This is a genomic window from Duganella sp. BJB476 (assembly GCF_003416895.1).
Classification (GTDB): domain Bacteria; phylum Pseudomonadota; class Gammaproteobacteria; order Burkholderiales; family Burkholderiaceae_D; genus Rugamonas.
Window position 1 is genome coordinate 195883 of sequence record NZ_QVIO01000001.1, and the last position, 25741, is coordinate 221623.

Consider the following 25741-nt stretch of genomic DNA (forward strand, 5'->3'; position numbering starts at 1 on the left):
AGTAACCCAGATGAACGCCCCTGAAAAAAACATCGCGCCAGTGAAGTTCCAGACCGCCCCGCATTTCCCGATCTACATGGACTACTCGGCCACCACGCCGATCGATCCACGCGTCGCCGACATGATGATTCCTTACCTGCGCGAGCAGTTCGGCAATCCGGCATCGCGCAGCCACATGTACGGCTGGACTGCGGAAAAAGCAGTGGAAGAGGCGCGCGGCCACGTCGCCGCCCTGGTCAACGCCGACCCGCGCGAAATCATCTGGACCTCCGGCGCCACCGAATCGAACAACCTGGCGATCAAGGGCGCCGCCCAGTTCTACAAGACCAAGGGCAAGCACATCATCACCGTCAAGACCGAGCACAAGGCAGTGCTGGACACGGTGCGCGAACTGGAACGCCAGGGCTTTGAGGCGACTTACCTGGAACCGCAGGACAACGGCCTGATCACCATTGAGCAGCTGACCGCCGCGATCCGCCCGGACACCATCCTGATCTCCGTCATGCTGGTCAATAACGAAATCGGCGTGATCCAGCCGATCGACGAAATCGGCGCGCTGTGCCGCTCGAAAGGCATCATCTTCCACTGCGACGCCGCGCAAGCGACCGGCAAGCTGGTGATCGACCTGCAAAAAACCAAGGTCGACCTGATGACCTTCACCGCGCACAAAACCTACGGCCCTAAAGGCGTGGGCGCGCTGTACGTCTGCCGCAAACCGCGCGTGCGCATCGAAGCGCAAATGCACGGCGGCGGCCACGAGCGCGGCCTGCGCTCCGGCACCCTGCCTACCCACCAGATCGTCGGCATGGGCGAAGCCTTCCGCCTGGCCAAAGTGGAAATGGACAGCGAGATCACCCGCATCAAGGGCCTGCGCGACCGCCTGGCCAAGGGCCTGCAAGAGATCGAAGAAACCTACATCAACGGCGACATGGAACACCGTGTGCCGCACAACCTGAACGTCAGCTTCAACTACGTCGAAGGCGAGTCGCTGATCATGGCCGTGAAAGACCTGGCCGTGTCGTCCGGTTCGGCCTGCACCTCGGCCTCGCTGGAGCCATCGTATGTGCTGCGCGCACTGGGTCGCAGCGACGAGCTGGCGCACAGCTCGATCCGTTTCACCATCGGCCGCTTCACCACCGAAGAGGACATCGACTTCGCCATCAACCTGATGAAGTCCAAGGTACACAAACTGCGTGAGCTGTCGCCACTGTGGGACATGTTCAAAGAAGGCATCGACATCAGCTCGATCCAATGGGCAGCCCACTAATTTTTAAGATACAGGAGCATCAAAATGGCTTACTCGGAAAAAGTGTTGGACCACTATGAAAATCCACGCAACGTTGGCGCGTTCGAAAAGGGCGATGACAGCGTTGGCACCGGCATGGTCGGCGCGCCGGCTTGCGGCGACGTGATGAAGCTGCAAATCAAGGTCGGCGCCGATGGCCTGATCGAAGATGCGAAGTTCAAGACCTATGGCTGCGGTTCGGCTATCGCTTCCAGCTCGCTGGTGACCGAATGGGTCAAGGGCAAGACGCTGGATCAGGCGCTGGCCATCAAGAACACCCAGATCGCTGAAGAGCTGGCGCTGCCGCCAGTGAAAATCCACTGCTCGATCCTGGCGGAAGACGCCATCAAGGCAGCGGTACTGGACTACCAGACCAAGCACCCAGTCGCGGCCTAAGTCTGTTTTACACCGGCGGCGCATGTCGCCGCCGGTACGGAGAATCAAATGGCAATCACCCTGACCGAAAAAGCAGCCAAGCATATCAACCGCTACATCGAACGCCGTGGTAAAGGCGTCGGTTTGCGTTTTGGCGTGCGCACCACCGGCTGCTCGGGCCTGGCCTACAAGCTGGAATATGTGGACGAAATCGCCGACGAGGACAGCGTCTTCGAATCGCACGGCGTCAAGGTATTCGTCGATCCGAAAAGCCTGCCGTACATCGACGGCACCGAGCTCGATTTCGCGCGCGAAGGCTTGAACGAAGGCTTTAAGTTCCATAACCCGAACGAGAAAGACGCTTGCGGTTGCGGCGAAAGCTTCCGCATCTGATAAGCCATGCAAAATCACTTTGAGCTGTTCAATCTGCCGCAGCAGTTTGCCGTAGACGCGGGGGCGCTGGACAGCGCCTACCGCGACGTGCAGGGCCGCGTCCATCCCGACAAGTTCGTCAATGCCACCGACGCCGAAAAGCGCGTCGCCATGCAGTGGGCCACCCGCGCCAACGAAGCCTATCAGACCCTGAAAAATCCGCAGAAGCGCGCGCAGTACCTGTGCGAGCTTAATGGCGTCGATTTGCAGACCGAGTCGAATACGGCGATGCCGATGGCCTTCCTGATGCAGCAGATGGAGTGGCGCGAAGAACTGGGCGATGCCCGCGCCGCCAAGGACAGCGAAGCGCTGGAAGCGCTGGACAAGCAGCTGCGCAATGAACGCAAGGCGCGCCTGGCGGAAATCGAAACGCAGATCGACGGCGGCGATTTTCACGCGGCGGCGCAAGGCGTGCGCGCGTTGATGTTCCTTGAAAAATTCGGCGAAGAAGTCCGCTTCGCCTTCGAAGCAATCGAAGCCTGAGCGCCGCGCCTCGCGCGCGCCTTCAGCAGACAAGATAAGAATACAGGTCCATCCATGGCACTTCTGCAAATCTCCGAACCAGGCATGTCCACCGCACCACACCAGCATCGGCTGGCGGTCGGTATCGACCTGGGCACCACCAATTCGCTGGTCGCCACTGTGCGCAACAGCATTCCAGAAGTGCTGAACGATGAGGATGGCCGCCCGTTGCTGCCGTCCGTGGTGCGCTACCTGCCGAACGGCCATGCCAACATCGGCTACAAGGCGCAGGCCGCGCAGACCACCGATCCGAAGAACACCATCGTTTCCGTCAAGCGCTTCATGGGCCGCGGCCTGGCCGATATCGCCTACGCGGAAAACATGCCCTACGATTTCCAGGACACCCCTGGCATGGTGCAGCTGAAGACGATCGCCGGCGTCAAGAGCCCGGTCGAGATCTCGGCGCAGATCCTGGCCACGCTGCGCCAGCGCGCGGAAGATTCGCTGGGCGACGACCTGGTGGGCGCGGTCATCACCGTGCCGGCTTATTTCGACGACGCGCAGCGCCAGGCCACCAAGGATGCGGCGCAACTGGCCGGCATCAACGTGCTGCGCCTGCTGAGCGAGCCTACCGCCGCCGCCATTGCCTATGGCCTGGATAACGGTTCGGAAGGCCTGTACGCAGTTTACGACCTGGGTGGCGGCACTTTCGATATCTCCATCCTCAAATTGAGCAAGGGTGTGTTTGAAGTACTGTCCACCGGCGGCGACTCCGCGCTGGGCGGCGACGACTTCGATCACCGCCTGTTCTGCTACATCCATCAGCAGGAAAAACTGGCGCCGCTGTCGGACGAAGACACCGCCGTGCTGATGGTCAAGGCGCGCGAAGCGAAAGAGCAGCTGTCGACCAAAAACGATGTGACCGTCGATGCCATCCTCGGCTCCGGCGAAGAAGTGCATCTGAAGATCACCGCCGAGACCTTCCAGGAGATCACCAAGCACCTGATCGACAAGACCATGAAGGCCATCAAGAAGGCGCTGCGCGACGCGAATGTCGATGCGGACGACGTTGATGGCGTGGTCATGGTCGGCGGCGCGACGCGCATGCCGCACGTGCAGCGCGCGGTCAGCGAATACTTCCACACCATCCCGCACGCGAACATCGACCCGGACAAGGTTGTGGCGCTGGGCGCGGCGGTGCAGGCCAATCTGCTGGCCGGCAATCGCGCGCCGGGCGACGACTGGCTGCTGCTGGACGTGATCCCGCTGTCGCTGGGCATCGAGACCATGGGTGGTTTGGTCGAGAAGATCATCCCGCGTAACTCGACCATCCCTTGCGCCCGCGCGCAGGAGTTCACCACCTTCAAGGATGGCCAGACCGCGCTGGCGGTGCACGTGCTGCAAGGTGAGCGTGAGCTGGTGTCCGACTGCCGTTCGCTGGCACGCTTCGAGCTGCGCGGCATTCCGCCGATGGTGGCTGGCGCCGCGCGCATCCGCATCACCTACCAGGTGGATGCGGACGGCTTGCTGTCGGTGTCCGCGCGCGAGCTGCGGTCCGGCGTGGAAGCGTCGATCATCGTCAAGCCGGCCTATGGCCTGGGCGACGACGACGTCGCGCGCATGCTGCAGGATTCGTACAAATCGGCCGATACCGACATGGTCGCCCGCGCACTGCGCGAAGAGCAGGTCGAGGCCGAGCGCATCATGCTGGCCACGCAATCGGCGCTGGACGAAGATGCATCCCTGCTGAGCGATGAAGAGCGCGCAGCGGTCGACGTATTGATGAACAAGGTGCGCGACGTGGTCGCCCAGTCGCAGACCGGCGCCGTCGATCATGCGGCGGTGAAGTCCGCCGTCGAAGCGCTGGCCAACGGCACCGAAGAATTCGCATCGCGCCGCATGGATCGCAGCGTGCGCAGCGCACTGGCCGGCAAGACGCTGGACCAGGTCGTTTAAACAAACCTAGAGGTATCAAGTGCCACAAATCGTATTCCTGCCCCACGCAAAACTGTGCCCGGACGGCGCCGTCGTCGAAGCCGAAGTCGGCAAGACCCTGTGCGACGTCATGCTCGAAAATGACATCCATATCGAGCACGCCTGCGAGAAGTCCTGCGCCTGCACCACCTGCCACGTGCTGGTGCGCGAAGGCTTCAACTCGCTGAGCGAAGCCAGCGAAACCGAAGAAGACCTGCTGGACAAGGCCTGGGGCCTGGAAGCGGTGTCGCGCCTGTCGTGCCAGGCCGTGGTGGCGAACGAAGACCTGGTCGTCGAGATCCCCAAGTACACCATCAATCACGCAAGCGAAGGCGGGCACTGATATGAAATGGACTGACATCACCGCGATTGCGGAAGCGCTCTACGATAAGCACCCGGACATCGATCCGCTGACTATCCGCTTCACTGATCTGCACAACTGGATCGTCGACCTCGAAGAGTTCGACGACGACCACTCGCGCGGCGGTGAAAAGGTCCTGGAAGCGGTTCAGCAGGCGTGGATCGATGAAGCCAAGTAAGCCAGCGGTGAAAGCCGCCCCGGCGAAAATCGGCGCCACCGTCACCGGCGCGGACAACATGCCGGAAATCCGCGAAGGCCAGACCGTCGCGCTGCTGCAAGAGCTGCACATCCTGACCCGCGACGGCAAGATGAACCAGGACAGCCGCCGCAAGCTGAAGCAGGTCTACCACCTGTACCAGTTCATCGAGCCGCTGCTGAAGGAAGTGCTGGCAGAGAAGGAAAGCGTTTCGCTGGTCGATCATGGCGCCGGCAAGTCCTACCTCGGTTTCATCATCTACGACCTGTTCTTCAAGGCCCTGGGCGACAACTCGCACATCTACGGCATCGAAACCCGCGAAGAGCTGGTGGCGCGTTCGCAGGAACTGGCCAAGCAGTTCAAGTTCCCCGGCATGTCCTTCCTGCCGCTGTCGGTGGCCGAGTCCACCGAATCGAAGCTGCTGCCCGACCAGATCGACGTCGTCACCGCGCTCCACGCCTGCAACACGGCGACCGATGACGCCATCCACTTCGCGCTGAAGAAGAAGGCCAAGTACATGGTGCTGGTGCCGTGCTGCCAGGCGGAAGTCGCCTCGGTGCTGAAGAAGAACAAGGGCAAGTCGCTGGCCAAGTCCGCGCTGACCGAGATCTGGCGCCATCCGATCCACACGCGCGAATTCGGCAGCCAGATCACCAACGTGCTGCGCTGCCTGCAACTGGAGGCGCACGGCTACCACGTCAACGTGACCGAGTTGGTAGGCTGGGAGCACTCGATGAAGAATGAGCTGATCATCGCCACGTACAAGAACCTGCCGCGCCAGCGACCATCGGAGCGTTTGCAGGAAGTGCTGGAGACATTGGGGCTGGAGGAGATGGGCAACCGTTTTTTCACCGAGCAGCTAGCAAAACAGTAAGAAGTCGTTTCAAAAAGATCGCAGCGTCGTTGCGGCGTCTCGCCGTGCTAGCGCACTGTCTTCGCCGCCGCGCCTGGCTGCGCTCATTTTGAAACAACTTCTAAATCAACAAGGGTGATGGAACGATGAGTGAGCTGAACGAAAAATGGTTGGACCTCCGCAGCGACACCGTCACCCGCCCCAGCGCGGCGATGCGCGCCGCGATGAACGCAGCGGACGTCGGCGACGACGTCTACGGCGATGATCCGACCGTCAACCACCTGCAGGAATACACGGCCGACTTGTTCGGCTACGAGGATGCGCTGTTCGCGCCGTCCGGCACACAGAGCAATCTGCTGGCACTGCTGGCCCACTGCGGCCGCGGCGACGAATACCTGGTCGGGCAGGAAGCCCATACCTACCGCTACGAAGGCGGCGGCGCTGCGGTGCTGGGCAGTATCCAGCCGCAGCCCATCATCAACCAGCCTGACGGCAGCATCGCGCTGGCCGATATCGCAGCCTACATCAAGCCGGACGATTTCCATTTCGCGCGCACCAAGCTGCTGGCGTTGGAGAACACTATCGGCGGCCGCGTGCTGGGCCTCGACTACCTGAAGCAGGCGACCACGCTGGCGCACGAACGCGGCCTGGCCACGCACCTCGACGGCGCGCGTGTCTGCAACGCCGCCGTCAAACTGGGCGTAAGCCCGCGCGCTGCAGTGGCGGGCTTCGATTCCGTTTCGGTGTGCCTGTCCAAAGGCCTGGGCGCGCCGATCGGTTCCGTCCTGTGCGGCAGCAAGCCATTGATCGCAGAGGCCAAGCGCTGGCGCAAGATGCTGGGCGGCGGCATGCGGCAGGCCGGCATGATCGCGGCGGGCGGCATGTACGCCTTGCAGCACAATTTCGAGCGGCTGTCGGAAGACCATGACAACGCCACTTACTTTGCGAGCGAACTGGCTAAGCTGAAAGGCCTCAAGGTCAGCACGCCGCAAACCAATATTTTCTACGTCGATATCCCGGCCGATACCTGCCGTGCCTTGAACGATGTGCTGCAACTGACCCGCATACGCGTATCGATGTCGCCGCACCTGCGCATCGTCACGCACATGGATGCATCGCGCGAGGACATCGACCGCGCCATTACCGTTTTTGGAGACTTTTTCGGATGACCGATACCACCACTGATAACAGCATCCGCCTGGCCAAGCGCCTGTCGGAAATGCGCCCTTGCTCGCGCCGCGAAGCCGAACTCTATATCGAGGGCGGTTTCGTCAGCGTCGATGGCGTTGTGGTGGAGGAGGCGGGCGCCCGCGTGACGATGGAACAGCAGATCGAGGTCGCGCCGGACGCCACGCTGCTGGAGATCTTGCCGGTCACGATCCTGCTGCACAAACCGGTGGGCGCCAACGGCGGCATCGGCAAGGACGGCTCGCCGGCGGTGCATCTGCTGAATCCTGCCTCGCTGACGCGCTCAACGCCGGGCCAGCGCTTCCTCAAGCGCCACCTGGTCAACCTGACCTTGACCAATCCGCTGGAGACGCATGCCAGCGGCCTGCTGGTGTTCACGCAGGACTTTCGCGTCAGCCGCAAGCTGGTCGACGAAGCGGCCAAGATCGAGCACGAGATCATCGCCGAGGTGACCGGCACCATCATGGAAAACGGCCTGGCGCTGTTGAACCACGGCCTGCCGTTCAACGGCAAGCCGCTGCCGCCGATGAAGGTCAGCTGGCAGAACGAGAACCGTCTGCGCTTCGCGCCGAAGAATCCCAAGCCGGGCCAGATCGAACATATGTGCAAGCTGGTCGGCTTGACCGTGGTGTCGCTGAAGCGTATCCGCATTGGACGCATCGCGATGGCTAGCCTGCCGGTAGGCGAGTGGCGCTACCTGCAGGATCACGAGCGTTTCTGATTACTTCGCGGTGGTCTGCGACAAAATGAAGGCGTAGGTATCGGCCGATTCCGCGTCTTGTTGCGCGCGGGTCGAGCCCATGCCGTGGCCGGCGTCGAAGTCCACCCGCAGTATCACCGGCTTGCCGCTGGCCGTCGCCGATTGCAGGCGCGCCGCCATCTTCGCCGGATGGAATGGCGCCACGCGCGGATCGGTCACGCCGGTGGTCAGCATGATGGCCGGGTACCTGGCGCCATCCACCACCTGCTGATAGCTGTCGATGCTCTTCAGCGCCTTGAAGCCGGCAGGATCGGCAATCGCACCCCACTCAGGCTCTTCGCCGTAGCCGTTCTGCTCCGCCACGTAGCGCAGCGGATTGTGCCAACCCACTCCCGATACCACCGCCGCAAACAGGTCCGGCCGCTCTTCCAGCGCGCGGCCCATGGTGATGCCGCCGGCCGAACGGCCGCCGATCGCCAGATGCTCCGGCGAGGTGTAGCCCTTGGCGTTCATGTCCTCGCACACGGCGATCAGGTCGCGCCAGGTGTTAGGCTTGTTTTCCAGCTGGCCGGCGCGGTGCCACTGGCGACCGAACTCGCCGCCGCCGCGCACATTGGCGTAGCCGATGATGGCGCCCTGGTCGGCCAGTGCCAGCGTGCGGCCCGCGAACGCCGGCGTGTACGCGGCCGAGCCGTAGCTGCCGTAGGCGGAGATGAAGGCCGGATTTTTACCGTCCATCTTCAGGCCTTTTTTGTAGATCAGGCTATACGGGATCTGCGTGCCATCCTTGGCGGTGGCGTAGCGACGCTCGGTGGTGTAGGCGCTGGTGTCGATGGCCGGTTTCGGCGTGATGCCGGTGTCGGTCATTTTGCCGTCGGCGGCCGCGTTCCAGATGCCGGCAGGTTCCAGCCAGCCGGTCAGCACGGCCAGCACGCCCGGTGCGTTGGGATCGGCTTCGATCTCGCGCAGCGTGCCTTCGAAGGGCAGAGCGATGGTGGTCAGCTTGCCGTCGTTGCCCAGGCGTTGCAGCGTGCTTGGGCCGCCGTCCATCGCCCGCAGGTACAGGCCGTCCTTGGCGCGCGCCATGCCTTGCAGGACCAGCTTCGACTCGGCCACTATCTCACTTGCCTTGGCCAGCGATGGTGCCTTGGCTGAGGTTTTCAGCAGGCGTCCGCGTGGATGGTCCTTGGTCGACAGCAGGTACAGGTCGTCGCCGTCCATGTCGACGTCGGTGACTTCATCGGCGAAGTCGGCCACCTGCTGCCATTTGGCCTTGCCCTTGATGACATCGCGCAGCGGTGCGGCGTAGATGCGCTTCTCGGGACGCACGTCGGCCAGTATCAGCAGCGCGGTGGCCGAGTGCAGCGAGGTGCCGATGTACGGCCCCTGGATTTTTTCATAAGCGATTGCAGGATCGAGGCCGCGCTTCATCAGCAACGGGTCCTTGGCTGGATCGCCGCCCAGCTTGTGGAAGCGGGCCACCGAATCGAGGTAGCGTTCCGGCGTGTTGTTCTTGCCGGTCAGCTGGTTGTAGAAGAAGCCGGAGCTGTCGTCCAGCCAGCTGGGATTGGCGCCCTGCGTGTCGGCGATGCGTTCCTTGAGAATGGCGCCGGTGCGCACGTCCATGATCTGCAACACAGAGTCTTCGCTGCCGTCCTTGGACAGGCCGTAGACCAGCTTGCTGCCGTCCGGCGAGGCTTGCCACCAGTCCAGCGAGATGTGGCTGGTCTTGGTGTCGAGCTTGGTCGGATCGACCAGTACGCGGTCCTTGCCTCCTTCGCGCACGAACAGTTTGAAGTTGTTGGCGCCGGCCGGACGCTGCTGGTAGAACAGGCGCGCGCCGGCCTTCTGCACGCGGGCCGGCGTGGCCACGTCGCCGGACAGTTGCTGGATGCGGGCCAGCAGCACGTCGCGTTTGGGCAGCGCGTCGAGCACACCGCGGGCGTGGGCGTTCTGTTGCTTGAGGTAGGGCAGCCACTCGGGGTCTTTGTCGTTTTCCATCCAGCGGTAGCGGTCGACCACGGCTTCGCCGAAGTAGGTGTCGCTGACTGGTTCAACCCGCGCCACCGGCGCGGCGGGAATGTCGGCCGCGAAGGCGGCGGAGACTGACAGGGCGAGGACCGCCCCGTACATCGTGCAAACAACTTTGCTCATTTGTACCCCCTGTGGCGAAAGGCTTATTCTGCCACAGAAGATTGCAAGAATTACACCGCCGGCACGGTCTTCTTTTTCTTTTCCAGCGGCGGCAGCTGGACCAGGCGGGTGCCGGTCAGTTTGTCGTGCAGGAATTGGCGGTCCTGGTCGAGGAAGGCCGTCAGCGACCACAGCAGGATGCCGGCGCCGACCGCGCCCAGCGCCTGCCATTTGTGCAGGTCCAGCACCAGCGACACCAGCAGCGCCGGCAGCACCCACATCCAGCTCAGCAGGTAGCGCACGGCGGCCGCTTGCAGCGACAGGTGATTGTGGCCGGGACGCACGACTTTCAGGCGCCAGGTTTTCATCGCCAGCGTCTGGCCGTCGCGGCTCCACTGGTGGATGAAGTAGGCGCCCAGCACCAGGAAGGCCAGCGCCTGGCGCATGTGCTCCAAGGTAGGCGTGTGGTTGCCGTGGACGGCGACTTCAAAGATCAGGAAGGGCAGGAACAGCACCGCGAAACCCAACAGGGTTTCGTAGACCATCGAAATCAGACGGCGCTTGACGGTGGGGATGGTGACAGCCGGATTATTTGACATTGCTGGTGGCGGGTGGAGCAGGCGGCACGGGCGCCGAAGCGGCTGGCGCGATCACCGGCGCTACGTTCGATGCGTTGGGGATCGCAGCGCCGGTGGCGGGATCGATGGCAGGCGCGGCGGCAGGCGCGCCGCCTGCGGTGGCCGTCGTTGCAGCCGGCGCCGTGGAAGGGCCGGCGCCGGTGGTCGGCACAGCCGGCTTGATCGGCGCCACGGTTTTCATCTTGCTCTGGGCTGGCGTCGGCAGGTTGGCGACTTGCTTCTTCGTCGCCGCCTTGGCCGCCAGTTCCTTTTTCTGTTCTTCAGGCAGCTGCTGGTACGACTCCCACTGCGTGGATTTCTGCGACGGATCGAGCTTCTGCGCGCGGGTGAAGTTCTGGCGTACCTGGCGGCGTTCTTCCGGCGTCATCTTGACCCATTCGCGCATGCGTTCCTGCACGCGGGCCTGCTCGTCCGGCTTCATCGACGCATAGCGCTTGCCGATGCCCAGCCATTTTTGCTTGCGGATCGGCTCCATCTGGTCCCATTCGGGCGCCAGCGGCTCCAGCGCCTGCTGTTGCTCAGGCGTCAAATCCTTCCACATGGTTTTTTCCGGCGACTTGGCCGACGCGTGCTTGCCCGCCGCTACGCCCGGCTGCGCGCCGGAAGCGGAAGAACTCGGCGCGGCAGGCTGGGCCGGCGTTTCAGAACGGCCGCAGCCGACCAACGCCGCGCTCGCCGCTGCTATCGTCAACACCACTACCGTTCCAGCGCCCCATTTTGCGCGACCGCTCAATCCCATGCTGGTTACTCGCTTTGGGTCAGGTAGGCGTTAAAACCGTGGTCCAGATAGGCGGACAACGGCAATTCGTCCGACAGCACGGCGGCGTCGAGCTCGGCCAAGTCGGCCACGCGCTGTTCCTGCTCGTACTGGTAGATGCCGACCAGGCCGCCGACCAACACCAGCAGCGGCAGCGCCACGCCCATGCGGGTCATCCAGGTGAACGAGAAGAAGCCGGTGCCGGCGCCAGCCAGTGCATTCTTGCTGACGCGCACCTTCAGCGGCGCTTCCACGTGGGCTTTCTTGCGGGCGAGCGCCTGCTTGCGCGCTTGCGCCAGGCGGTCGGTGGTCGATGCGGGCAGATCGTCCAGGTGCTCATTGAGCGCGTGGCGCACCTTGTAAGCGAAATTCAGATCGTCGGTGTTCATAATGTTATTCCCTTGGCTTTTAGCGATTCGGCGAGCGTATGTGTTGCGCGTGAGCAATGTGTCTTCACGCTCCCCTCGGAACATCCCATCGCTTCGGCTGTTTCGGCCACGTCCATGTCCTGCCAATAACGCATAAGGAAGGCTTCCCGTTGACGCGCCGGAAGCTTTTGTACTTCGGCATCGATCAACGCCAGCATCTGCTGGCGCTCGATCTTGTCCGCGCTGGACTCGGCGGCCTCGGAACCCTCTTCGGCGGCATACGATTCGAGCATGTCGAAATCGTCATGGTCGTCGCCGGACGGGCCCATGCCCGAGAACAGGCTGACCCAGGTGTTGCGGACCTTTTCCCTGCGGAAATAATCGAGGATGGTGGTTTGCAGGATGCGCTGGAACAGCATCGGCAGCTCGGCGGCCGGCTTGTCGCCGTATTTTTCGGCGAGCTTGATCATCGCGTCCTGCACGATGTCCAATGCGGACTCGTCCTTGCGCACTGCATAGACGGCTTGTTTAAAGGCACGCCGCTCGACGTTTTCGAGAAAGTCGGATAATTCTTTGTCTGTGGCCATGCGTCGGGTGTGGATACTGCCGGGAAAGCCGGCGCTGGGCCGCTAGGGGGCGGCTCGTGAACTGAGCGCATGCTAGCAAAAATTAGCCATTTCTGCATGGTTTTTGCGGCTTCGACGATGCAAAATGTACCGAAGCAGGGATTTTTTCGATATTTCCCTTGCCCAAACGGGGCCGCCGGGTGTACCGTATGGGACGCTTTGAACACCCCGAAGCTCTATGGTCTGGTCGCAGTTGGCACACAACGCCGCAATCGACGAGACGCGCTTTCATATGTCAGCAGTTTGCTCTAACCCGTGCCACAAGCGCGAGAGGTACGCAGAACCGCTACAGACAGATCCAGCCAAACGAGAGTTTGCAGCTAGCACTGCTTTGCACGTCACTACGGTTGACGGAAGAGGCAGGTGTGACTGCAGAAAAAAAGGGAAGCAGGGCAATGCTGTAGAGGTGGGCCTACTTCGTTAGGAAAGAGCATCCGATCAATCTCCTATGGACCTTGAAAGGAATGTTTCATGAATACCGAAGCAACCGCATCACAAGGAGCGAACACGCTCACAGGCGCTGAAATACTGGTGCGCTGCCTGGCCGAGGAAGGCGTAGAACACGTCTTTGGCTATCCGGGCGGAGCCGTACTGTATATCTACGACGCCATCTTCAAGCAAGACAAATTCCAACACGTCCTCGTGCGTCACGAACAGGCCGCAGTGCATGCCGCCGATGCGTACTCGCGCAGCTCGAACAAGGTTGGTGTCGCGCTGGTCACGTCCGGTCCGGGCGTCACCAATGCCGTGACAGGTCTTTCCACCGCTTACATGGATTCCATCCCCATGGTCGTGATCTCGGGCCAGGTGCCTAGTCACGCCATCGGCCAGGATGCCTTCCAGGAATGCGACACGGTCGGCATCACCCGTCCCGTGGTCAAGCACAATTTCCTCGTCAAAGACGTCAAGGATTTGGCGGAAACCGTCAAGAAAGCCTTCTTCATCGCCCGCACCGGCCGTCCAGGCCCCGTGCTGGTCGACATCCCGAAGGATATTTCGATGCACAAGACGACGTACTCGTACCCGAAAGAGGTCGAGATGCGTTCGTACAAACCGGTCGACAAGGGCCACTCCGGCCAGATCCGCAAGGCAGTCCAGCTGCTGCTGCAAGCCGAACGTCCGATGATCTACACCGGCGGCGGCGTGATCCTGGCCAATGCCTCGCCCGAGCTGAACAAGCTGGTCGACAAGCTGGGCTTCCCGGTCACCAACACGCTGATGGGCCTGGGCGCCTACAAAGCGTCGAGCGAGAACTTTGTCGGCATGCCCGGCATGCACGGCACCTATGAAGCGAACATGGCGATGCAGCACTGCGACGTCCTGATCGCCATCGGCGCCCGCTTCGACGACCGCGTGATCGGCAACCCGAAACACTTCGCCTCCAACCCGCGCAAGATCATCCACGTGGACATCGATCCATCGTCGATCTCCAAGCGCGTTAAGGTCGACATCCCTATCGTCGGCAACGTCAAGGACGTGCTGATCGAATTCCTGGCCCAGCTCGACGCTGCGGACGCCAAGCCGAACGCGCCTGCCGTCAAGGACTGGTGGAAGCAGATCAACGAATGGCGCGGCAAGGACTGCCTGAAGTTCGCCTCGTCGGACCTGGTGATCAAGCCGCAGGCCGTGGTGCAGAAGCTGTGGGAAGTGACCAAGGGCGACGCCTTCATCACCTCCGACGTCGGCCAGCACCAGATGTGGGCCGCGCAGTACTACCCGTTCGACAAGCCTAAGCGCTGGGTCAACTCGGGCGGCCTGGGCACGATGGGCGTGGGCCTGCCGTACGCCATGGGCGTGCAGATGGCCAACCCGGACGCCACCGTCGCCTGCATCACCGGCGAAGGCTCGATCCAGATGTGCATCCAGGAACTCGCGACCTGCAAGCAATACCATCTGACGCCGAAGATCATCATGTTGAACAACCGCTTCCTGGGCATGGTGCGCCAGTGGCAGCAGATCGATTACGGTTCGCGCTATTCCGAGTCCTACATGGATTCGCTGCCGAACTTCGAGAAGCTGGCGGAAGCCTACGGCCACGTCGGCATGCGCATCGAGAAACCGGGCGACGTCGACGGCGCGATGCGCGACGCCTTCGGCATGAAAGACAAGCTGGTCTTCATGAACTTCATTACCGATCAATCGGAAAACGTCTGGCCGATGGTGAAAGCGGGCAAAGGGCTCTCTGAAATGCTGTTGGGTTCGGAGGACTTATAAGATGCGACACATTATCTCTGTCTTGCTGGAAAACGAAGCCGGCGCGCTGTCGCGCGTGGTGGGCCTGTTCTCTGCCCGCGGCTACAACATTGAAACGCTGACCGTGGCGCCGACCGAAGACGCGACCCTGTCGCGGATGACCATCGTCACCACCGGCTCGGACGACATCATCGAACAGATCACCAAGCACCTGAATCGCCTGATCGAGGTGGTGAAGGTGGTCGACCTGACCGAAGGCCAGCACATCGAACGCGAACTGATGTTGATCAAGGTGCGCGCGGTGGGCAAGGAGCGTGAAGAGATGAAGCGCACGGCGGACATCTTCCGCGGCCGCATCATCGACGTCACCGAGAAGACCTACACGATCGAACTGACCGGCGCCAAGAGCAAGCTCGACGCGTTCATCGATTCGATCGACCGCGCCTCCATCCTGGAGACGGTACGTACCGGCGGTTCCGGCATCGGACGCGGCGAACGCATCCTCAAAGTTTAAACAAATTCAAAAATACTACTAAGGAAATACCATGAAAGTTTTCTACGACAAAGACGCTGACATCTCCCTGATCAAGGGCAAAAACGTTGCCATCATCGGCTACGGTTCGCAGGGCCACGCCCACGCGCAAAACCTGAGCGATTCCGGCGTCAATGTGACCGTCGGCCTGCGCAAGGGTGGTGCTTCGTGGAACAAGGTTGAGAAAGCCGGCCTGAAAGTGGCGGAAGTGAACGACGCGGTCAAGGCCGCCGACGTCATCATGATCTTGCTGCCGGACGAGAACATCGCCCAGGTCTACAACGAAAACATCGCTCCGCACGCCAAGCAAGGCGCGGTACTGGCCTTCGCCCACGGCTTCAACGTGCACTACGGCCAAGTCGTGCCACGCGCCGACCTGGACGTGATCATGGTCGCACCGAAGGCCCCGGGCCACACCGTGCGCGCCACCTATACCCAGGGTGGCGGCGTACCGCACCTGATCGCCGTGTACCAGGACAAGTCCGGCATCGCCCGTGACATCGCCCTGTCGTATGCATCGGCCAACGGCGGCGGCCGTGCCGGCATCATCGAAACCAACTTCCGCGAAGAGACCGAAACCGACCTGTTCGGCGAACAGGCTGTCCTGTGCGGTGGCGCGGTCGAGCTGATCAAGGCCGGCTTCGAAACCCTGACCGAAGCTGGCTATGCTCCGGAAATGGCTTACTTCGAATGCCTGCACGAACTGAAGCTGATCGTCGACCTGATCTATGAAGGCGGCATCGCCAACATGAACTACTCGATCTCGAACAACGCCGAATACGGCGAGTACGTGACCGGTCCTAAGGTTGTGACCTCGGCCACCAAGGACGCGATGCGTCAGTGCCTGAAAGACATCCAGACCGGCGAGTACGCCAAGTCCTTCATCCTGGAAAACAAGGCAGGCGCTCCGACCCTGATCTCGCGTCGTCGCCTGACGGCCGAGCATCCGATCGAAGAAGTCGGCGCAAAACTGCGCGCCATGATGCCTTGGATCGCCAAGAACAAGATGGTCGACCAGTCGAAGAACTAAGCTTTATCTTCGATGCAAAAAAACCGGCGCGAGCCGGTTTTTTTTTGGCTTTCGTACCTGGGCATAAAGACTGTATCTTCGTCACGGGTGCGGCCGGCGTATTTGCGGCCGGATTAATTTGTAGGTGAATAAAGCATTTCGCCCTTGCTGAAGCCCTGCGACGATATCAGCAGTTTCTTGATGGCTGGGCTGCTCAAAATATAGTACCCCTCGCCGCAACTGGCGTTCTCGCCGGGTACCGACGGGAACTCGACGATAATCTCGTGGTTGCTTAAAATCGAGACGGCATCCCACTCGAATTGCCGGTTGCGCCGGCAGTTTCCGAGATCATCGATATTTAATGCGGGCGTCTCCCTGAAGCTGCGTTCGATACTTTGCTCCAGCATTTGAGTCAGCTGGCCTTTTGCACCTCGTTTGAAGAGAGATTCCGCCTGTACCTGTTGTCCACTGAGATAGTCAAAAATCGGATGGGTTAATCCATGCGAGGGGTGTGCTGCACCTGACATCTCGGTGTAATGGGTGAAGGTGATGTGTCGTGCAAATCGCCGGGACGGCATTAATACTGATTGAGTCAGCGCGGCTTCGCGCGCCGCTTTCTCTTGCGACAGCAGTGCGATCACAGCAGAGTCCTTGCTGGCCGTGGCTTTTGGCGACCAGATGTCGTCGTACGAAAACAGCTGTTGCAGCGAAATAGTGCGCGCCCATGCATTCAATTTTTCAAGGCGAACTTTGTCGAGGCTTTTAAAGACCGGGTAGTTCCATGTAATGCTGTATCCGCCCGCGTAGGAGTCTTCCAATGGTTCACCGGCCCATGGCGGCACTTCACCGCCGCCTGTCAGGCGCACTGTCGGTTGTCCTCCTACCGATTCAGCATGGGTGAACGGAGCGCACAGCGCGAACCCGCCAGCTATCAGCGCGATGGAAATCCGCTTCATGATAAATGGTCTTTCATGTTGCCGGCCGCAGCAGGCGCGCGCGGGCTGAGAATCACCGCGCCGATAGCACCCATTGCAATCAACGATGCCGCGATGATCTCCGCCTGCGTGGCATGCAGGCCGGCGACATTAAGCACCGGGTTGACCCGGATCTGCTCGATCAGCAAGCGCTCCACGCCGGCCAGCATCAAATACACAGAGAACAGCCAGCCGATGCGGAACGCGTGCTTGCGCAGCGCCCACAACACGGCGAAGCACAGCAGCGCCATCGCGGTTTCATAGATCGGCGTCGGATACACGCCGGGCAGGGCGATCAGCTCGCCGTAGATGTTGTTGTCGTAGGTTTGCGCCCACAGCCAGGTCGGCAGCCAGTCCGGCTTGAGCGCCATATTGGCTGCGATACCCCAGTCGCCGTCGCCCGACACCTGGCAGCCGATGCGGCCGATGGCGTAGCCGATCATCATCGCCGGCGCCGCTGCGTCCAGCAGCGGACGCACCGGCAAACGCCAGCGCCGCACGCACACCATGCCGGCCAGCGTGCCCACGATCAGCCCGCCGAAAATGCTCAGGCCCGAGCGCGTGAAGATCATGCTCATCGGATCGGCCGCAAACTGGGTGGTGTGCTCCAGGATGTGGAACAGGCGCGCGCCGAATATGCCGGCCGCCAGCACCACCATCGTCAGGTCGCTGACCACGTCCTGCGGCGGCGTCTCGCGGCCGCGCACGCGCGCCGGCCCGATCTGGCCCGCATCGTACAGACGCTTGAGCTCGGCCCGCAGCAGCGCTCCCGCCGCCAGCGCGCCCAGGGCCACGAACAGTCCGAAGGTCGCCAACGGCAGCGGCAGTTCATAGCCTGTCCAGGCCTGGATCACATCACTCAAATACGGATACGACATGTCAGCTTTCAAAAAGGAGTCCGGCGGAACTTTAGCACATGGGAGTTTGTTACAAACACTCACTATGTCTTACATATCTTGTAGGTAATTTCAGGTAAAGTTCTCCTTGTTGTAATTTTAACTTTGGAGCCCGCAATGACCGTCATGAAAACAATCGCCGCAGCCGCTGCCGCCTCCTTCGCGCTCGCCGCACACGCCGCCCCGCTTGAATCGCTGCCGACCTCCGGCACGCTGGTCGTGGTGCCGGCCTTCGGCGAAGTCAAGCACGCCAATGATCAAGCGGTCGCCACCTTGGCGATCGAAGAGCAGGACAAGGACAAGGCCGCCGCCGCTTCGCGCGTCAACCTGAAAATGAAACAGGGCCTGGACATCGTCAAGAAGGAAGACCCGAGCGCCAGCCTGAAAACCCAGGGCTACTACACCTATCCGGTCTATCCCGAGGAACGTCCAACGATCAATGGCCAGTCGTCCAAGCCGCGCGTGCCGACCGCCTGGCGCGTGGGCCAGTATCTGCAAGTGACCACCACCAACCTGGAGAGGCTGCCGAAAACCGTGGCCGCGGCCCAGAAGATCCTGACCCTGAACGGCCTGCAATTCGGCCTGACGCCGGAAACCACGCGCCAGCTGGACGACCAGCGCATCGCCGCCACCTACAAAAACCTGAACGAGCGCATCAACTCGATCGCCAGCGCGATGGGCCGCAAGGTCGGCGACGCCGTGCTTGACACCGTCGACTTCGAAGGCTCGGGCAACTACGCCCAGGAACGCATGGGCGGCGCACCGGCGCCGATGATGATGCGCTCGGCCAAGATGTCGGACGCCGCCGATGTGGCCGAGCCAAGTTTCGAGCCGGGCGAAACCACGCTGCAAATGAACCTGGTGGGCAAGGTTCGCTTCAAGTAATCCCCGGTGCGCGGCGGCGCATGTTGATGTACAGTTACGATTGCCTTTCTATTAATCCCGGAGATCGTAATGACTGCATTGAAACACCTGGCCGCCGCCGTTATCGCCGCCTTCGCGCTGTCCGCGCAGGCCGCGCCGCTGGAATCCCTGCCGACCAACGGCGCCCTGATCGTGGTGCCGGCTTTCGGCGAAGTCCGCCACGTCAACGACCAGGCCATCGTCATGCTGACCGTCGAGGAAGTCGACAAGGACAAGGCCGCCGCCGCCTCTCGCGTCAACCAAAAGATGAAGCAGGGCCTGGAGATCGTCAAGCAGGAAGATCCGCAGGCCAGCCTGAAAACCCAGGGCTACTACACCTATCCGGTTTATCCGGAAGAGCCGGCCCCTGTGCCTGGCCAGCCGCGCAAGCCGCGCGTGCCGACCGCCTGGCGCGTGGGCCAGTCCCTGCAGGTGACCACCGTCAACCTGGCGGGCCTGCCGAAGACCGTCGCCGCCGCGCAGCGCATCATGGCGCTGAGTAATCTGCAGTTCGGCCTGACGCCGGAAACCACCCGCAAGCTCGACGACCAGCGCATCGCCGCCACCTACACCAACCTGAATGAGCGCATCAACTCGATCGCGCATGCGATGGGCCGCAAGCTCAGCGACGCGGTGCTGGACACGGTCGATTTCGAAGGCTCGGGCAATTTTGTCGACCGCGTCAGCATCACCGGTTCGCGCGTGATGGCGGCGCCGGCGGCGGCCTACGCCACTTCCGAGGCGGTGGTGGAGCCGAGCTTTGAAGCGGGCGAAACCACGCTGCAGATGCGGCTGGTGGGCAAAGTGCGCTTCAAGTAAGCAAACATGGGCAGAATAGGGGATGCTGAGCCATCCCCTTTTTTATGGTCGGCTCCTCTATAATGACGAGGCAACATGACCAGCTAATCAGAAACGGAACCCCATGGCCAAATTCCCCCGTCGCCGAGCCAAGAATGGCGCAGCCCAAGGCAAAACGCCGCAGATGTCGCGCTTTAGCCGCTTTGCGCGCCGCGCCAGGGGTGAGGACCTCGACCGGCCGCGCCACCGCGGGATCTATCTGCTGCCGAACGCTTTCACCACCGCCGCGCTGTTCTGCGGCTTCTACGCCATCGTCATGGCGATGAACCAGAAATTCGAACACTCCGCCTGGGCCATCTTCATCGCCATGGTGCTCGACGGCCTGGACGGCCGTGTCGCCCGCCTGACCAATACCCAGAGCGAATTCGGCGCCCAGTACGACTCGCTGTCGGACATGGTGTCCTTCGGCGCCGCGCCGGCGCTGGTGATCTACGAATGGTCGCTGCGCGGGCTGGGCAAGCTGGGCTGGATCGCCGCCTTCGTCTACTGCGCCGGCGCCGCGCTGCGCCTGGCCCGCTTCAACACCAATATCGAAGTGGTCGACAAGCGCTTCTTCCAGGGACTGCCTTCGCCGTCGGCCGCCGCGCTGGTGGCCGGCTTCATCCTGCTGATGGTGGACCAGGAAGTGCCGGGGCTCCAACTGAGCTGGGTCTCGTGGAGCATCGCCGTGTTCGCCGGCCTGACCATGGTGACCAACGTGCCGTTCTACAGTTTCAAGGACGTGAACTTCCGCAAGTCGGTGCCGTTCATCGCGGTGTTCCTGATCGCGCTGGTGTTCGCGCTGGTGTCGATCGACCCGCCGAAAGTGCTGTTCCCGATCTTCATCGCCTACGGCCTGTCGGGCTATGTGGTGTCGGCGTGGCGGCTGGCCAAGGGCAAGAAGGTCAGCCTGATCCAGACCGACGAACACACCGACGACCCCAGCGAGCGTCGTTAAACAAGAGGGCGGCAGGCCCTGAGAATTCAAGCAACGAAGCATCAGCCACGGAGCTATCATGAGCAACTCATCCAACCGCCTCATCATCTTTGACACCACCCTGCGCGACGGCGAGCAATCGCCTGGCGCGTCGATGACCAAGGACGAAAAAGTCCGCATCGCCAAGCAGCTGGAGCGCTTGCGCGTCGACGTCATCGAGGCCGGCTTCGCGGCCGCCTCGCAAGGCGATTTCGAGTCCATCAAGGCGATCGCCTCGGTGGTGCGCGAATCGACCATCTGCTCGCTGTCGCGCGCCAACGACCGCGACATCGCGCGCGCCGCCGAAGCGCTGGCGCCGGCCGAACGCAAACGCATCCACACTTTCATCGCCACCTCCAAGCTGCACATGGAGATGAAGCTGCGCATGCTGCCCGACCAGGTGCTGCTGCAGGCGCGCAATGCGGTGCGCTTCGCCCGCCAGTTCACCGACGATATCGAATTCAGCCCGGAAGATGGCAGCCGCTCGGACGAGGACTTCCTGTGCCGCGTGCTGGAAGGCGTGATCGAAGAGGGCGCGACCACCATCAACTTCCCGGACACGGTGGGCTACGCGGTGCCGGAGATCTTCGGCGAAACCATCCGCCGCCTGCGCGAACGCATCCCCAATTCCGACAAGGCCATCTGGTCGGTGCACTGCCATAACGACCTGGGCCTGGCCGTGGCCAATTCGCTGGCCGGCGTGATGATAGGCGGCGCGCGCCAGATCGAATGCACCATCAACGGCCTGGGCGAACGCGCCGGCAACACCGCGCTGGAAGAGGTGGTGATGGCGCTGCGCACCCGCAAGGCCTACTACAACCTGGAGGTCGGCATCGACACCACGCAGATCGTCGCCGCCTCCAAGATGGTGTCGCAGATCACCGGCTTCGCCGTGCAGCCCAACAAGGCGGTGGTGGGCGCCAACGCGTTCGCGCACGCCTCCGGCATCCACCAGGACGGCATGCTGAAATCGCGCGAGACCTACGAGATCATGCGCGCCGAAGATGTGGGCTGGGCCGCCACCAAGATCGTGCTGGGCAAGCTGTCGGGCCGCAACGCCTTCAAGCAGCGCTTGCAGGAACTGGGCATCGACCTGGATTCGGAAGCGGAGGTCAACGCCGCCTTCGTCCGCTTCAAGGAGCTGGCCGACCGCAAGTCCGAGATCTTCGACGAGGACATCCTGGCGCTGGTGTCGGACGAAGAGCAATCGCATGAGAGCGAGTACTACCGCTTCCTCTCGCTGTCGCAGCAGTCGAACACCGGCCAGACGCCGAGCGCGAAAGTGGTGTTCACGATCGACGGCGAGGAGCATGCGTCCGAAGGCAAGGGCGATGGTCCGGTCGACGCCACCGTCAACGCCATCGAATCCGAAGTGGGCAGCGGCGCCGAGCTGGTGCTGTTCTCGGTCAACGCGATCAGCACCGGCACCCAGTCGCAGGGCGAGGTGACGATGCGCTTGTCGAAGGAAGGCCGCATCGTCAATGGCGTCGGCGCCGATCCGGACATCATCGTCGCTTCGGCCAAGGCTTATCTGTCGGCGCTGAACAAGCTGCACTCGAAGATCGAGCGCGTCAATCCGCAGCCCTGATGCAGAGTACGCCCTATACATATTGCATGAGGCTTGTCGCCTTGCTTGGGCTGCTGCTTGCCTGCATGACGGCAAGCGCCCAGGCTGACACCGAGCTGAGGGGATTGGAGCCATTACGGCTGGCGATCGATCAGCGCCTGCTGCTGGCGCCAGCCGTGGCGCGCGCCAAATGGAATGTGCAGGCACCGATTGAAGACTCGGGGCGCGAAGCGCAGGTCATCCAGACGGCGGTGAAGGAGGGGAGTGGACTTGGCCTTTCCAGTGCATGGGTCGAGACGGTGTTTCGCGCGCAGATCGAAGCATCGAAAACCGTGCAGCGGGAATTGTTCGTGCAATGGCGCGCGCAACAGGCCGGCAAGTTTGACGACGCTCCCGATCTCGCCAAGACCATACGCCCCGAACTGGACCGGCTCACCACCCAGCTGCTGCGGTCCATGGCCGACAATCAGGCGTTGCTGAACGACGAGGCGCGAAAAGACGATGTCACTCGCTTCATGGGATCGCTTGAGGCAAGGGCACTGAGTCCACATGCTGTTATGCAAGCGCTCGCGCCATTCTCCACGCTTGCCCCGGCTGAGCCCGTCCCGCAAGTGGCGGTGGCGGGCACCAAAGATCCCGACTGGAAGCCGTACCGGAAAATGCTGGACGGTTTAAACGCGTTCGATCAATACCACGCGCTGGCGCCCAAGGCCGAGCTGAAATTCATCTTGCGCCCGCAGCAGCCCAACCTGACGCTGGCCGATCTCAAGCTGCGCATCGTGGGCGACAGCACCAACATCGAACTCCCGATCGCGGCCGACTCCACCTTCTCGGTGCCGCGCGACGAGTCGGCCGCCAAGGACGATGCCGACTTGCGGCTCAATAGCAAGAAGGGCTTGTTCCGCTGGCGCCCGGACATTCACACTGCCGGCCTTCCCGCAGGGACGCGCCGGCTGGGCGATCTGCGCCTGGAGTGCGAAGTGCGCTGGGCGGTCGACAAATTTGACGCCTCGTTTATCAAGCTGGCCTACATTGTTCCGCTGGGCGGGGTTTGCCACTCTTCCAGAAGCCGGGTTTTCTTCACGACCGCCACGCCGATCGCCGGCGCCACGCTGGTATCAGGCACCCGTCGCGAAAAATTGCCGGCAGAGCGACTTAATGCAACGGACCGCACCCGCTACGCACCGCCGCTGCATGACCAAAGCTGGCCGGATGACACGCTGGTGGAATTTGATTTCTGATGGAAAGTTCTCAAAGGAGTACTAATTGAATAGCGACAGATTTACGGGATATTGCATCCTTGCGGCGGCAGCGGTGATCGGTGCGGCTCTGGTCTATCACGCTCAATGTGGACGGTATCAATTTCGTACATCGACTCCGCCTGGTATCGTTTGGGTCCTTGATACATTCACAGGCGAGGTGAAAGGAACAAACAGCTGGAAAACGGGTTCCCCGTAACAAGCCAGCAGCCGGCATTCAATCATCGCGCGCATGCTTCGTTCCACGCCGAAGCATGCGCCGATTCAAACAGCTATCTTGTCTACTCGATGACAGGAGGCTGGAATGATCAAACTGATGGAAACGCCCATGCTGGCGCTGCAAGTACGCCGCGCCGCCGAGGACCTGGGCGATGTAATCTACGTGCACGGCTCGACGTTCGGCGCCGATCTCTCCGTGTTCTATTCTTTCGACGACCGCAGTTGGGCCGACGCGTTGAACGCCGCCGGTTTCAATGTATGGGGCTTCGACTTTGTCGGCTATGGCGCGTCAGAGCGATACGCGCAACACGACAACATTCCCGTTGGAGATTTGCGCAGCGTGCAGGAGCAACTGCACCGCGTGGTCTGCGCCGTTCGCGAGCACAATGGCGGCCGGCCTGTCATGCTGCTGGCGCATTCATGGGGCGGCTCGGTGGCCTTGCGCTATGCCGGTGCGCATCCGCAGGCACTGGCCGCGCTGGTGCTGTTCGCGCCTATCGTGATGCGCGGCGCCGCCTCTTCGGCGAGCGGCTATGTGCCGGCCGCCGCCGGTACCACGTCACACTTTCCGTTGACGGCATGGGCGCAGTACCGCCGCTTCGTTGAAGACGTCCCGCGCGGCCATCCACAGCTGCTGGATGAAGCCCACTTCCAGCACTGGAGCGCCGCCTTCCTGGCGACCGATCCCGGTGCAGCTGGCCGCACGCCGCCAGCGGTGTTGACGCCCACGGGGCCACAGGCCGATGTCCGCGCCTTGTGGTCCGGCGAGGCGCTCTACGATGCCTCGCGCGTCACTGCGCCTACGCTGCTGGTGCGCGGCGAATGGGACAGCGTGTGTTCCGAAGCCGACGCCGTCAATCTGCTAGCCGACTTGGGTGGTAGCATCAAGCGCTGCGAGACCTTCCCGCGCGCGACGCACCTGATGCACCTGGAGTCGTCACGCGGGCTGCTTTACAATGTTGTCAACGCCTTTTTGCATAGGAGCGCCACATGATCGCCGTGATATTCGAAGTCATCCCCAGCACCGAAGGCTACGCCGAATACCTCGACCGCGCGGCCCAGCTGGCGCCGTTGCTGGAAAAGATGGACGGTTTCATTTCCATCGAACGCTTCGAAAGCCTGAAGTCCCCCGGCAAGCTGCTGTCGCTGTCCTTCTGGCGCGACGAGCAGGCGGTGCGCGCCTGGCGCGAGCAGGAACAGCACCGCGAGGCGCAAAGCGCAGGCCGTGCCGGCGTGTTCGACAACTATCGTTTGCGTGTGGCCAGCGTCATCCGCGATTACGGCTTGATGGAACGCGACGAAGCGCCGCCATATCACCCACCGGTGGCCGCGCGATGAGCACGCCGCAACCACGCTTCGCCCGCGTCGCCGCCGCGATTGGCGACCCGACCCGTGCGCTGATGCTGTCGCGATTGCTCGATGGCCGCTTCTACACCGCCACCGATCTGGCGCAGCATGCCGGCGTGTCCGCGCCGACCGCGTCACAACATCTGAAACTACTGGTGGAAGAGCGCCTTGCGAGCGTGCGCGCGCAAGGGCGGCACCGCTACTACATGCTGGCTGACGGCAATGTCGCTCACGCACTGGAAGCGCTGCTGCGCGTGGCCGACGGCGCGCTGCCCGAGAGCACGCGCTGGCAGGCGCCGGCCATGCGCGGCCTGCGTCATGCGCGTAGCTGCTACGGCCACCTGGCCGGCGTGCTCGGCGTGGACCTGTGCCGCTGCTTCGTCGATAACGGCTGGGTGAAACCAGGGGAGGGCGATGGCCACGACTATCCGCTCACGCCTGCGGGCGAAGCGCAGATGCGGCAGCTAGGCATCCAACTGACGGAAGGCGCACCGGCCCAGCGCCAGTTGTATGGCTGCGTCGACTGGTCAGAACGGCGCGACCACTTCGCTGGACCGCTGGCCGTCGCGCTGCTCGATAACTTCGTCGAGCGCGGCTGGCTGCGTCGCAGCGACGACACGCGTGCGCTGCAAGTCTCGGCCAGCGGCAAGACCGAACTGGCCGCCTGGCTTAGGGGCTGAT

28 protein-coding genes are annotated in these 25741 nt (G+C 62.3%); 21 read left to right on the top strand and 7 right to left on the bottom strand.

The window, feature by feature from the left end; genetic code table 11:
- Positions 1-10 precede the first annotated feature (10 nt).
- The 10 genes from D0T21_RS00825 (at position 11) to D0T21_RS00870 (ending at position 7847) form a co-directional block, all read left to right on the top strand.
- Complete coding sequence (locus tag D0T21_RS00825; protein ID WP_116987981.1) at positions 11-1267, top strand: IscS subfamily cysteine desulfurase; 1257 nt, start codon at positions 11-13, stop codon at positions 1265-1267.
- 24 nt (positions 1268-1291) lie between these two features.
- Positions 1292-1681, top strand: coding sequence for a Fe-S cluster assembly scaffold IscU (gene iscU / locus D0T21_RS00830; RefSeq protein ID WP_020702063.1), 390 nt, complete (start codon positions 1292-1294; stop codon positions 1679-1681).
- A gap of 48 nt (positions 1682-1729) precedes the next feature.
- A complete protein-coding gene (iscA, locus tag D0T21_RS00835; RefSeq protein WP_056160441.1) occupies positions 1730-2053 on the top strand; it encodes an iron-sulfur cluster assembly protein IscA in 324 nt (107 codons plus the stop codon).
- Between the two features lie 6 nt (positions 2054-2059).
- Positions 2060-2575 (top strand): Fe-S protein assembly co-chaperone HscB, encoded by a 516-nt coding sequence (hscB, locus tag D0T21_RS00840; protein ID WP_116987982.1) that lies wholly within the window; start codon positions 2060-2062, stop codon positions 2573-2575.
- Between the two features lie 54 nt (positions 2576-2629).
- Complete coding sequence (gene hscA, locus D0T21_RS00845) at positions 2630-4510, top strand: Fe-S protein assembly chaperone HscA (protein WP_116987983.1); 1881 nt, start codon at positions 2630-2632, stop codon at positions 4508-4510.
- Between the two features lie 19 nt (positions 4511-4529).
- Entirely contained in the window at positions 4530-4871 is a 342-nt protein-coding gene (gene fdx, locus D0T21_RS00850) for an ISC system 2Fe-2S type ferredoxin (protein ID WP_116987984.1), read from the top strand.
- Position 4872: 1 nt separating this feature from the next.
- Complete coding sequence (gene iscX / locus D0T21_RS00855; RefSeq protein WP_116987985.1) at positions 4873-5067, top strand: Fe-S cluster assembly protein IscX; 195 nt, start codon at positions 4873-4875, stop codon at positions 5065-5067.
- Complete coding sequence (locus D0T21_RS00860; protein WP_116987986.1) at positions 5054-5959, top strand: SAM-dependent methyltransferase; 906 nt, start codon at positions 5054-5056, stop codon at positions 5957-5959. The genes iscX and D0T21_RS00860 overlap by 14 nt, the downstream gene beginning before the upstream one ends.
- A gap of 125 nt (positions 5960-6084) precedes the next feature.
- Entirely contained in the window at positions 6085-7107 is a 1023-nt protein-coding gene (gene ltaE, locus D0T21_RS00865) for a low-specificity L-threonine aldolase (protein ID WP_116987987.1), read from the top strand.
- On the top strand, positions 7104-7847 hold the full coding sequence (locus D0T21_RS00870) for an rRNA pseudouridine synthase (protein ID WP_116987988.1): 744 nt from the start codon (positions 7104-7106) through the stop codon (positions 7845-7847). The genes ltaE and D0T21_RS00870 overlap by 4 nt, the downstream gene beginning before the upstream one ends.
- Here D0T21_RS00870 and D0T21_RS00875 read toward each other — a convergent pair whose 3' ends face one another.
- The 5 genes from D0T21_RS00875 to D0T21_RS00895 are packed head-to-tail and all read right to left on the bottom strand — an operon-like array spanning position 7848 to position 12309.
- The gene (locus tag D0T21_RS00875; RefSeq protein ID WP_116987989.1) at positions 7848-9980 is read right to left on the bottom strand and encodes a prolyl oligopeptidase family serine peptidase; all 2133 of its coding nucleotides are present in this window, start codon (positions 9978-9980) and stop codon (positions 7848-7850) included.
- Between the two features lie 50 nt (positions 9981-10030).
- Positions 10031-10558, bottom strand: a complete 528-nt coding sequence (locus D0T21_RS00880) for an RDD family protein (protein WP_116987990.1) — start codon at positions 10556-10558, stop codon at positions 10031-10033.
- Positions 10548-11291, bottom strand: a complete 744-nt coding sequence (locus D0T21_RS00885) for a DUF3106 domain-containing protein (protein WP_229211281.1) — start codon at positions 11289-11291, stop codon at positions 10548-10550. Before D0T21_RS00885 ends, D0T21_RS00880 begins: the two co-directional genes overlap by 11 nt.
- A gap of 50 nt (positions 11292-11341) precedes the next feature.
- The gene (locus tag D0T21_RS00890) at positions 11342-11743 is read right to left on the bottom strand and encodes a DUF3619 family protein (protein WP_116987992.1); all 402 of its coding nucleotides are present in this window, start codon (positions 11741-11743) and stop codon (positions 11342-11344) included.
- The gene (locus D0T21_RS00895) at positions 11740-12309 is read right to left on the bottom strand and encodes an RNA polymerase sigma factor (protein ID WP_116987993.1); all 570 of its coding nucleotides are present in this window, start codon (positions 12307-12309) and stop codon (positions 11740-11742) included. Before D0T21_RS00895 ends, D0T21_RS00890 begins: the two co-directional genes overlap by 4 nt.
- Before the next feature lie 510 nt (positions 12310-12819).
- Here D0T21_RS00895 and D0T21_RS00900 point away from each other — a divergent pair.
- The 3 genes from D0T21_RS00900 to ilvC are packed head-to-tail and all read left to right on the top strand — an operon-like array spanning position 12820 to position 16103.
- Positions 12820-14562, top strand: a complete 1743-nt coding sequence (locus D0T21_RS00900) for an acetolactate synthase 3 catalytic subunit (protein WP_116987994.1) — start codon at positions 12820-12822, stop codon at positions 14560-14562.
- 1 nt (position 14563) lies between these two features.
- Entirely contained in the window at positions 14564-15055 is a 492-nt protein-coding gene (gene ilvN, locus D0T21_RS00905; protein WP_008450481.1) for an acetolactate synthase small subunit, read from the top strand.
- Between the two features lie 31 nt (positions 15056-15086).
- Entirely contained in the window at positions 15087-16103 is a 1017-nt protein-coding gene (gene ilvC / locus D0T21_RS00910) for a ketol-acid reductoisomerase (protein ID WP_020702076.1), read from the top strand.
- A 113-nt stretch (positions 16104-16216) separates the two neighbouring features.
- On the opposite strand, the gene D0T21_RS00915 is transcribed toward ilvC, so the two are convergent.
- Both D0T21_RS00915 and D0T21_RS00920 read right to left on the bottom strand, forming a co-directional pair.
- Positions 16217-17038, bottom strand: a complete 822-nt coding sequence (locus D0T21_RS00915; RefSeq protein ID WP_116994248.1) for a hypothetical protein — start codon at positions 17036-17038, stop codon at positions 16217-16219.
- Positions 17035-17934, bottom strand: coding sequence for a prolipoprotein diacylglyceryl transferase (locus D0T21_RS00920; RefSeq protein WP_116987996.1), 900 nt, complete (start codon positions 17932-17934; stop codon positions 17035-17037). The genes D0T21_RS00915 and D0T21_RS00920 overlap by 4 nt, the downstream gene beginning before the upstream one ends.
- 135 nt (positions 17935-18069) lie before the next feature.
- Here D0T21_RS00920 and D0T21_RS00925 point away from each other — a divergent pair, with 135 nt between their 5' ends.
- The 8 genes from D0T21_RS00925 (at position 18070) to D0T21_RS00960 (ending at position 25740) form a co-directional block, all read left to right on the top strand.
- Positions 18070-18837, top strand: a complete 768-nt coding sequence (locus D0T21_RS00925; RefSeq protein ID WP_116987997.1) for an SIMPL domain-containing protein — start codon at positions 18070-18072, stop codon at positions 18835-18837.
- A gap of 69 nt (positions 18838-18906) precedes the next feature.
- Positions 18907-19674, top strand: a complete 768-nt coding sequence (locus D0T21_RS00930) for an SIMPL domain-containing protein (protein ID WP_116987998.1) — start codon at positions 18907-18909, stop codon at positions 19672-19674.
- A 103-nt stretch (positions 19675-19777) separates the two neighbouring features.
- On the top strand, positions 19778-20650 hold the full coding sequence (gene pssA, locus D0T21_RS00935) for a CDP-diacylglycerol--serine O-phosphatidyltransferase (RefSeq protein ID WP_116987999.1): 873 nt from the start codon (positions 19778-19780) through the stop codon (positions 20648-20650).
- Between the two features lie 58 nt (positions 20651-20708).
- Positions 20709-22256, top strand: coding sequence for a 2-isopropylmalate synthase (locus D0T21_RS00940; protein ID WP_116988000.1), 1548 nt, complete (start codon positions 20709-20711; stop codon positions 22254-22256).
- Positions 22256-23476, top strand: coding sequence for a gamma subclass chorismate mutase AroQ (gene aroQ, locus D0T21_RS32330; protein ID WP_229211282.1), 1221 nt, complete (start codon positions 22256-22258; stop codon positions 23474-23476). Before D0T21_RS00940 ends, aroQ begins: the two co-directional genes overlap by 1 nt.
- A gap of 322 nt (positions 23477-23798) precedes the next feature.
- Positions 23799-24707 (top strand): alpha/beta fold hydrolase, encoded by a 909-nt coding sequence (locus D0T21_RS00950; protein ID WP_116988001.1) that lies wholly within the window; start codon positions 23799-23801, stop codon positions 24705-24707.
- On the top strand, positions 24704-25051 hold the full coding sequence (locus D0T21_RS00955) for an antibiotic biosynthesis monooxygenase (RefSeq protein ID WP_116988002.1): 348 nt from the start codon (positions 24704-24706) through the stop codon (positions 25049-25051). Before D0T21_RS00950 ends, D0T21_RS00955 begins: the two co-directional genes overlap by 4 nt.
- Complete coding sequence (locus D0T21_RS00960) at positions 25048-25740, top strand: helix-turn-helix transcriptional regulator (RefSeq protein ID WP_116988003.1); 693 nt, start codon at positions 25048-25050, stop codon at positions 25738-25740. The genes D0T21_RS00955 and D0T21_RS00960 overlap by 4 nt, the downstream gene beginning before the upstream one ends.
- The last annotated feature ends 1 nt before the right edge of the window (position 25741 follow it).

Coding starts and splice junctions, on each gene's coding strand:
- D0T21_RS00930 (WP_116987998.1), top strand. CDS start 18,907: ATGACTGCATTGAAACACCTGGCCGCCGCCGTTATCGCCGCCTTCGCG.
- ltaE (WP_116987987.1), top strand. CDS start 6,085: ATGAGTGAGCTGAACGAAAAATGGTTGGACCTCCGCAGCGACACCGTC.
- D0T21_RS00900 (WP_116987994.1), top strand. CDS start 12,820: ATGAATACCGAAGCAACCGCATCACAAGGAGCGAACACGCTCACAGGC.
- hscB (WP_116987982.1), top strand. CDS start 2,060: ATGCAAAATCACTTTGAGCTGTTCAATCTGCCGCAGCAGTTTGCCGTA.
- D0T21_RS00940 (WP_116988000.1), top strand. CDS start 20,709: ATGAGCAACTCATCCAACCGCCTCATCATCTTTGACACCACCCTGCGC.
- D0T21_RS00925 (WP_116987997.1), top strand. CDS start 18,070: ATGACCGTCATGAAAACAATCGCCGCAGCCGCTGCCGCCTCCTTCGCG.
- iscA (WP_056160441.1), top strand. CDS start 1,730: ATGGCAATCACCCTGACCGAAAAAGCAGCCAAGCATATCAACCGCTAC.
- iscU (WP_020702063.1), top strand. CDS start 1,292: ATGGCTTACTCGGAAAAAGTGTTGGACCACTATGAAAATCCACGCAAC.
- hscA (WP_116987983.1), top strand. CDS start 2,630: ATGGCACTTCTGCAAATCTCCGAACCAGGCATGTCCACCGCACCACAC.
- D0T21_RS00895 (WP_116987993.1), bottom strand. CDS start 12,309: ATGGCCACAGACAAAGAATTATCCGACTTTCTCGAAAACGTCGAGCGG.
- D0T21_RS00890 (WP_116987992.1), bottom strand. CDS start 11,743: ATGAACACCGACGATCTGAATTTCGCTTACAAGGTGCGCCACGCGCTC.
- D0T21_RS00870 (WP_116987988.1), top strand. CDS start 7,104: ATGACCGATACCACCACTGATAACAGCATCCGCCTGGCCAAGCGCCTG.
- D0T21_RS00955 (WP_116988002.1), top strand. CDS start 24,704: ATGATCGCCGTGATATTCGAAGTCATCCCCAGCACCGAAGGCTACGCC.
- D0T21_RS00920 (WP_116987996.1), bottom strand. CDS start 17,934: ATGTCGTATCCGTATTTGAGTGATGTGATCCAGGCCTGGACAGGCTAT.
- D0T21_RS00880 (WP_116987990.1), bottom strand. CDS start 10,558: ATGTCAAATAATCCGGCTGTCACCATCCCCACCGTCAAGCGCCGTCTG.
- D0T21_RS00875 (WP_116987989.1), bottom strand. CDS start 9,980: ATGAGCAAAGTTGTTTGCACGATGTACGGGGCGGTCCTCGCCCTGTCA.
- iscX (WP_116987985.1), top strand. CDS start 4,873: ATGAAATGGACTGACATCACCGCGATTGCGGAAGCGCTCTACGATAAG.
- ilvC (WP_020702076.1), top strand. CDS start 15,087: ATGAAAGTTTTCTACGACAAAGACGCTGACATCTCCCTGATCAAGGGC.
- ilvN (WP_008450481.1), top strand. CDS start 14,564: ATGCGACACATTATCTCTGTCTTGCTGGAAAACGAAGCCGGCGCGCTG.
- pssA (WP_116987999.1), top strand. CDS start 19,778: ATGGCCAAATTCCCCCGTCGCCGAGCCAAGAATGGCGCAGCCCAAGGC.
- D0T21_RS00860 (WP_116987986.1), top strand. CDS start 5,054: ATGAAGCCAAGTAAGCCAGCGGTGAAAGCCGCCCCGGCGAAAATCGGC.
- D0T21_RS00915 (WP_116994248.1), bottom strand. CDS start 17,038: ATGAAGCGGATTTCCATCGCGCTGATAGCTGGCGGGTTCGCGCTGTGC.
- aroQ (WP_229211282.1), top strand. CDS start 22,256: ATGCAGAGTACGCCCTATACATATTGCATGAGGCTTGTCGCCTTGCTT.
- D0T21_RS00960 (WP_116988003.1), top strand. CDS start 25,048: ATGAGCACGCCGCAACCACGCTTCGCCCGCGTCGCCGCCGCGATTGGC.
- D0T21_RS00825 (WP_116987981.1), top strand. CDS start 11: ATGAACGCCCCTGAAAAAAACATCGCGCCAGTGAAGTTCCAGACCGCC.
- D0T21_RS00950 (WP_116988001.1), top strand. CDS start 23,799: ATGATCAAACTGATGGAAACGCCCATGCTGGCGCTGCAAGTACGCCGC.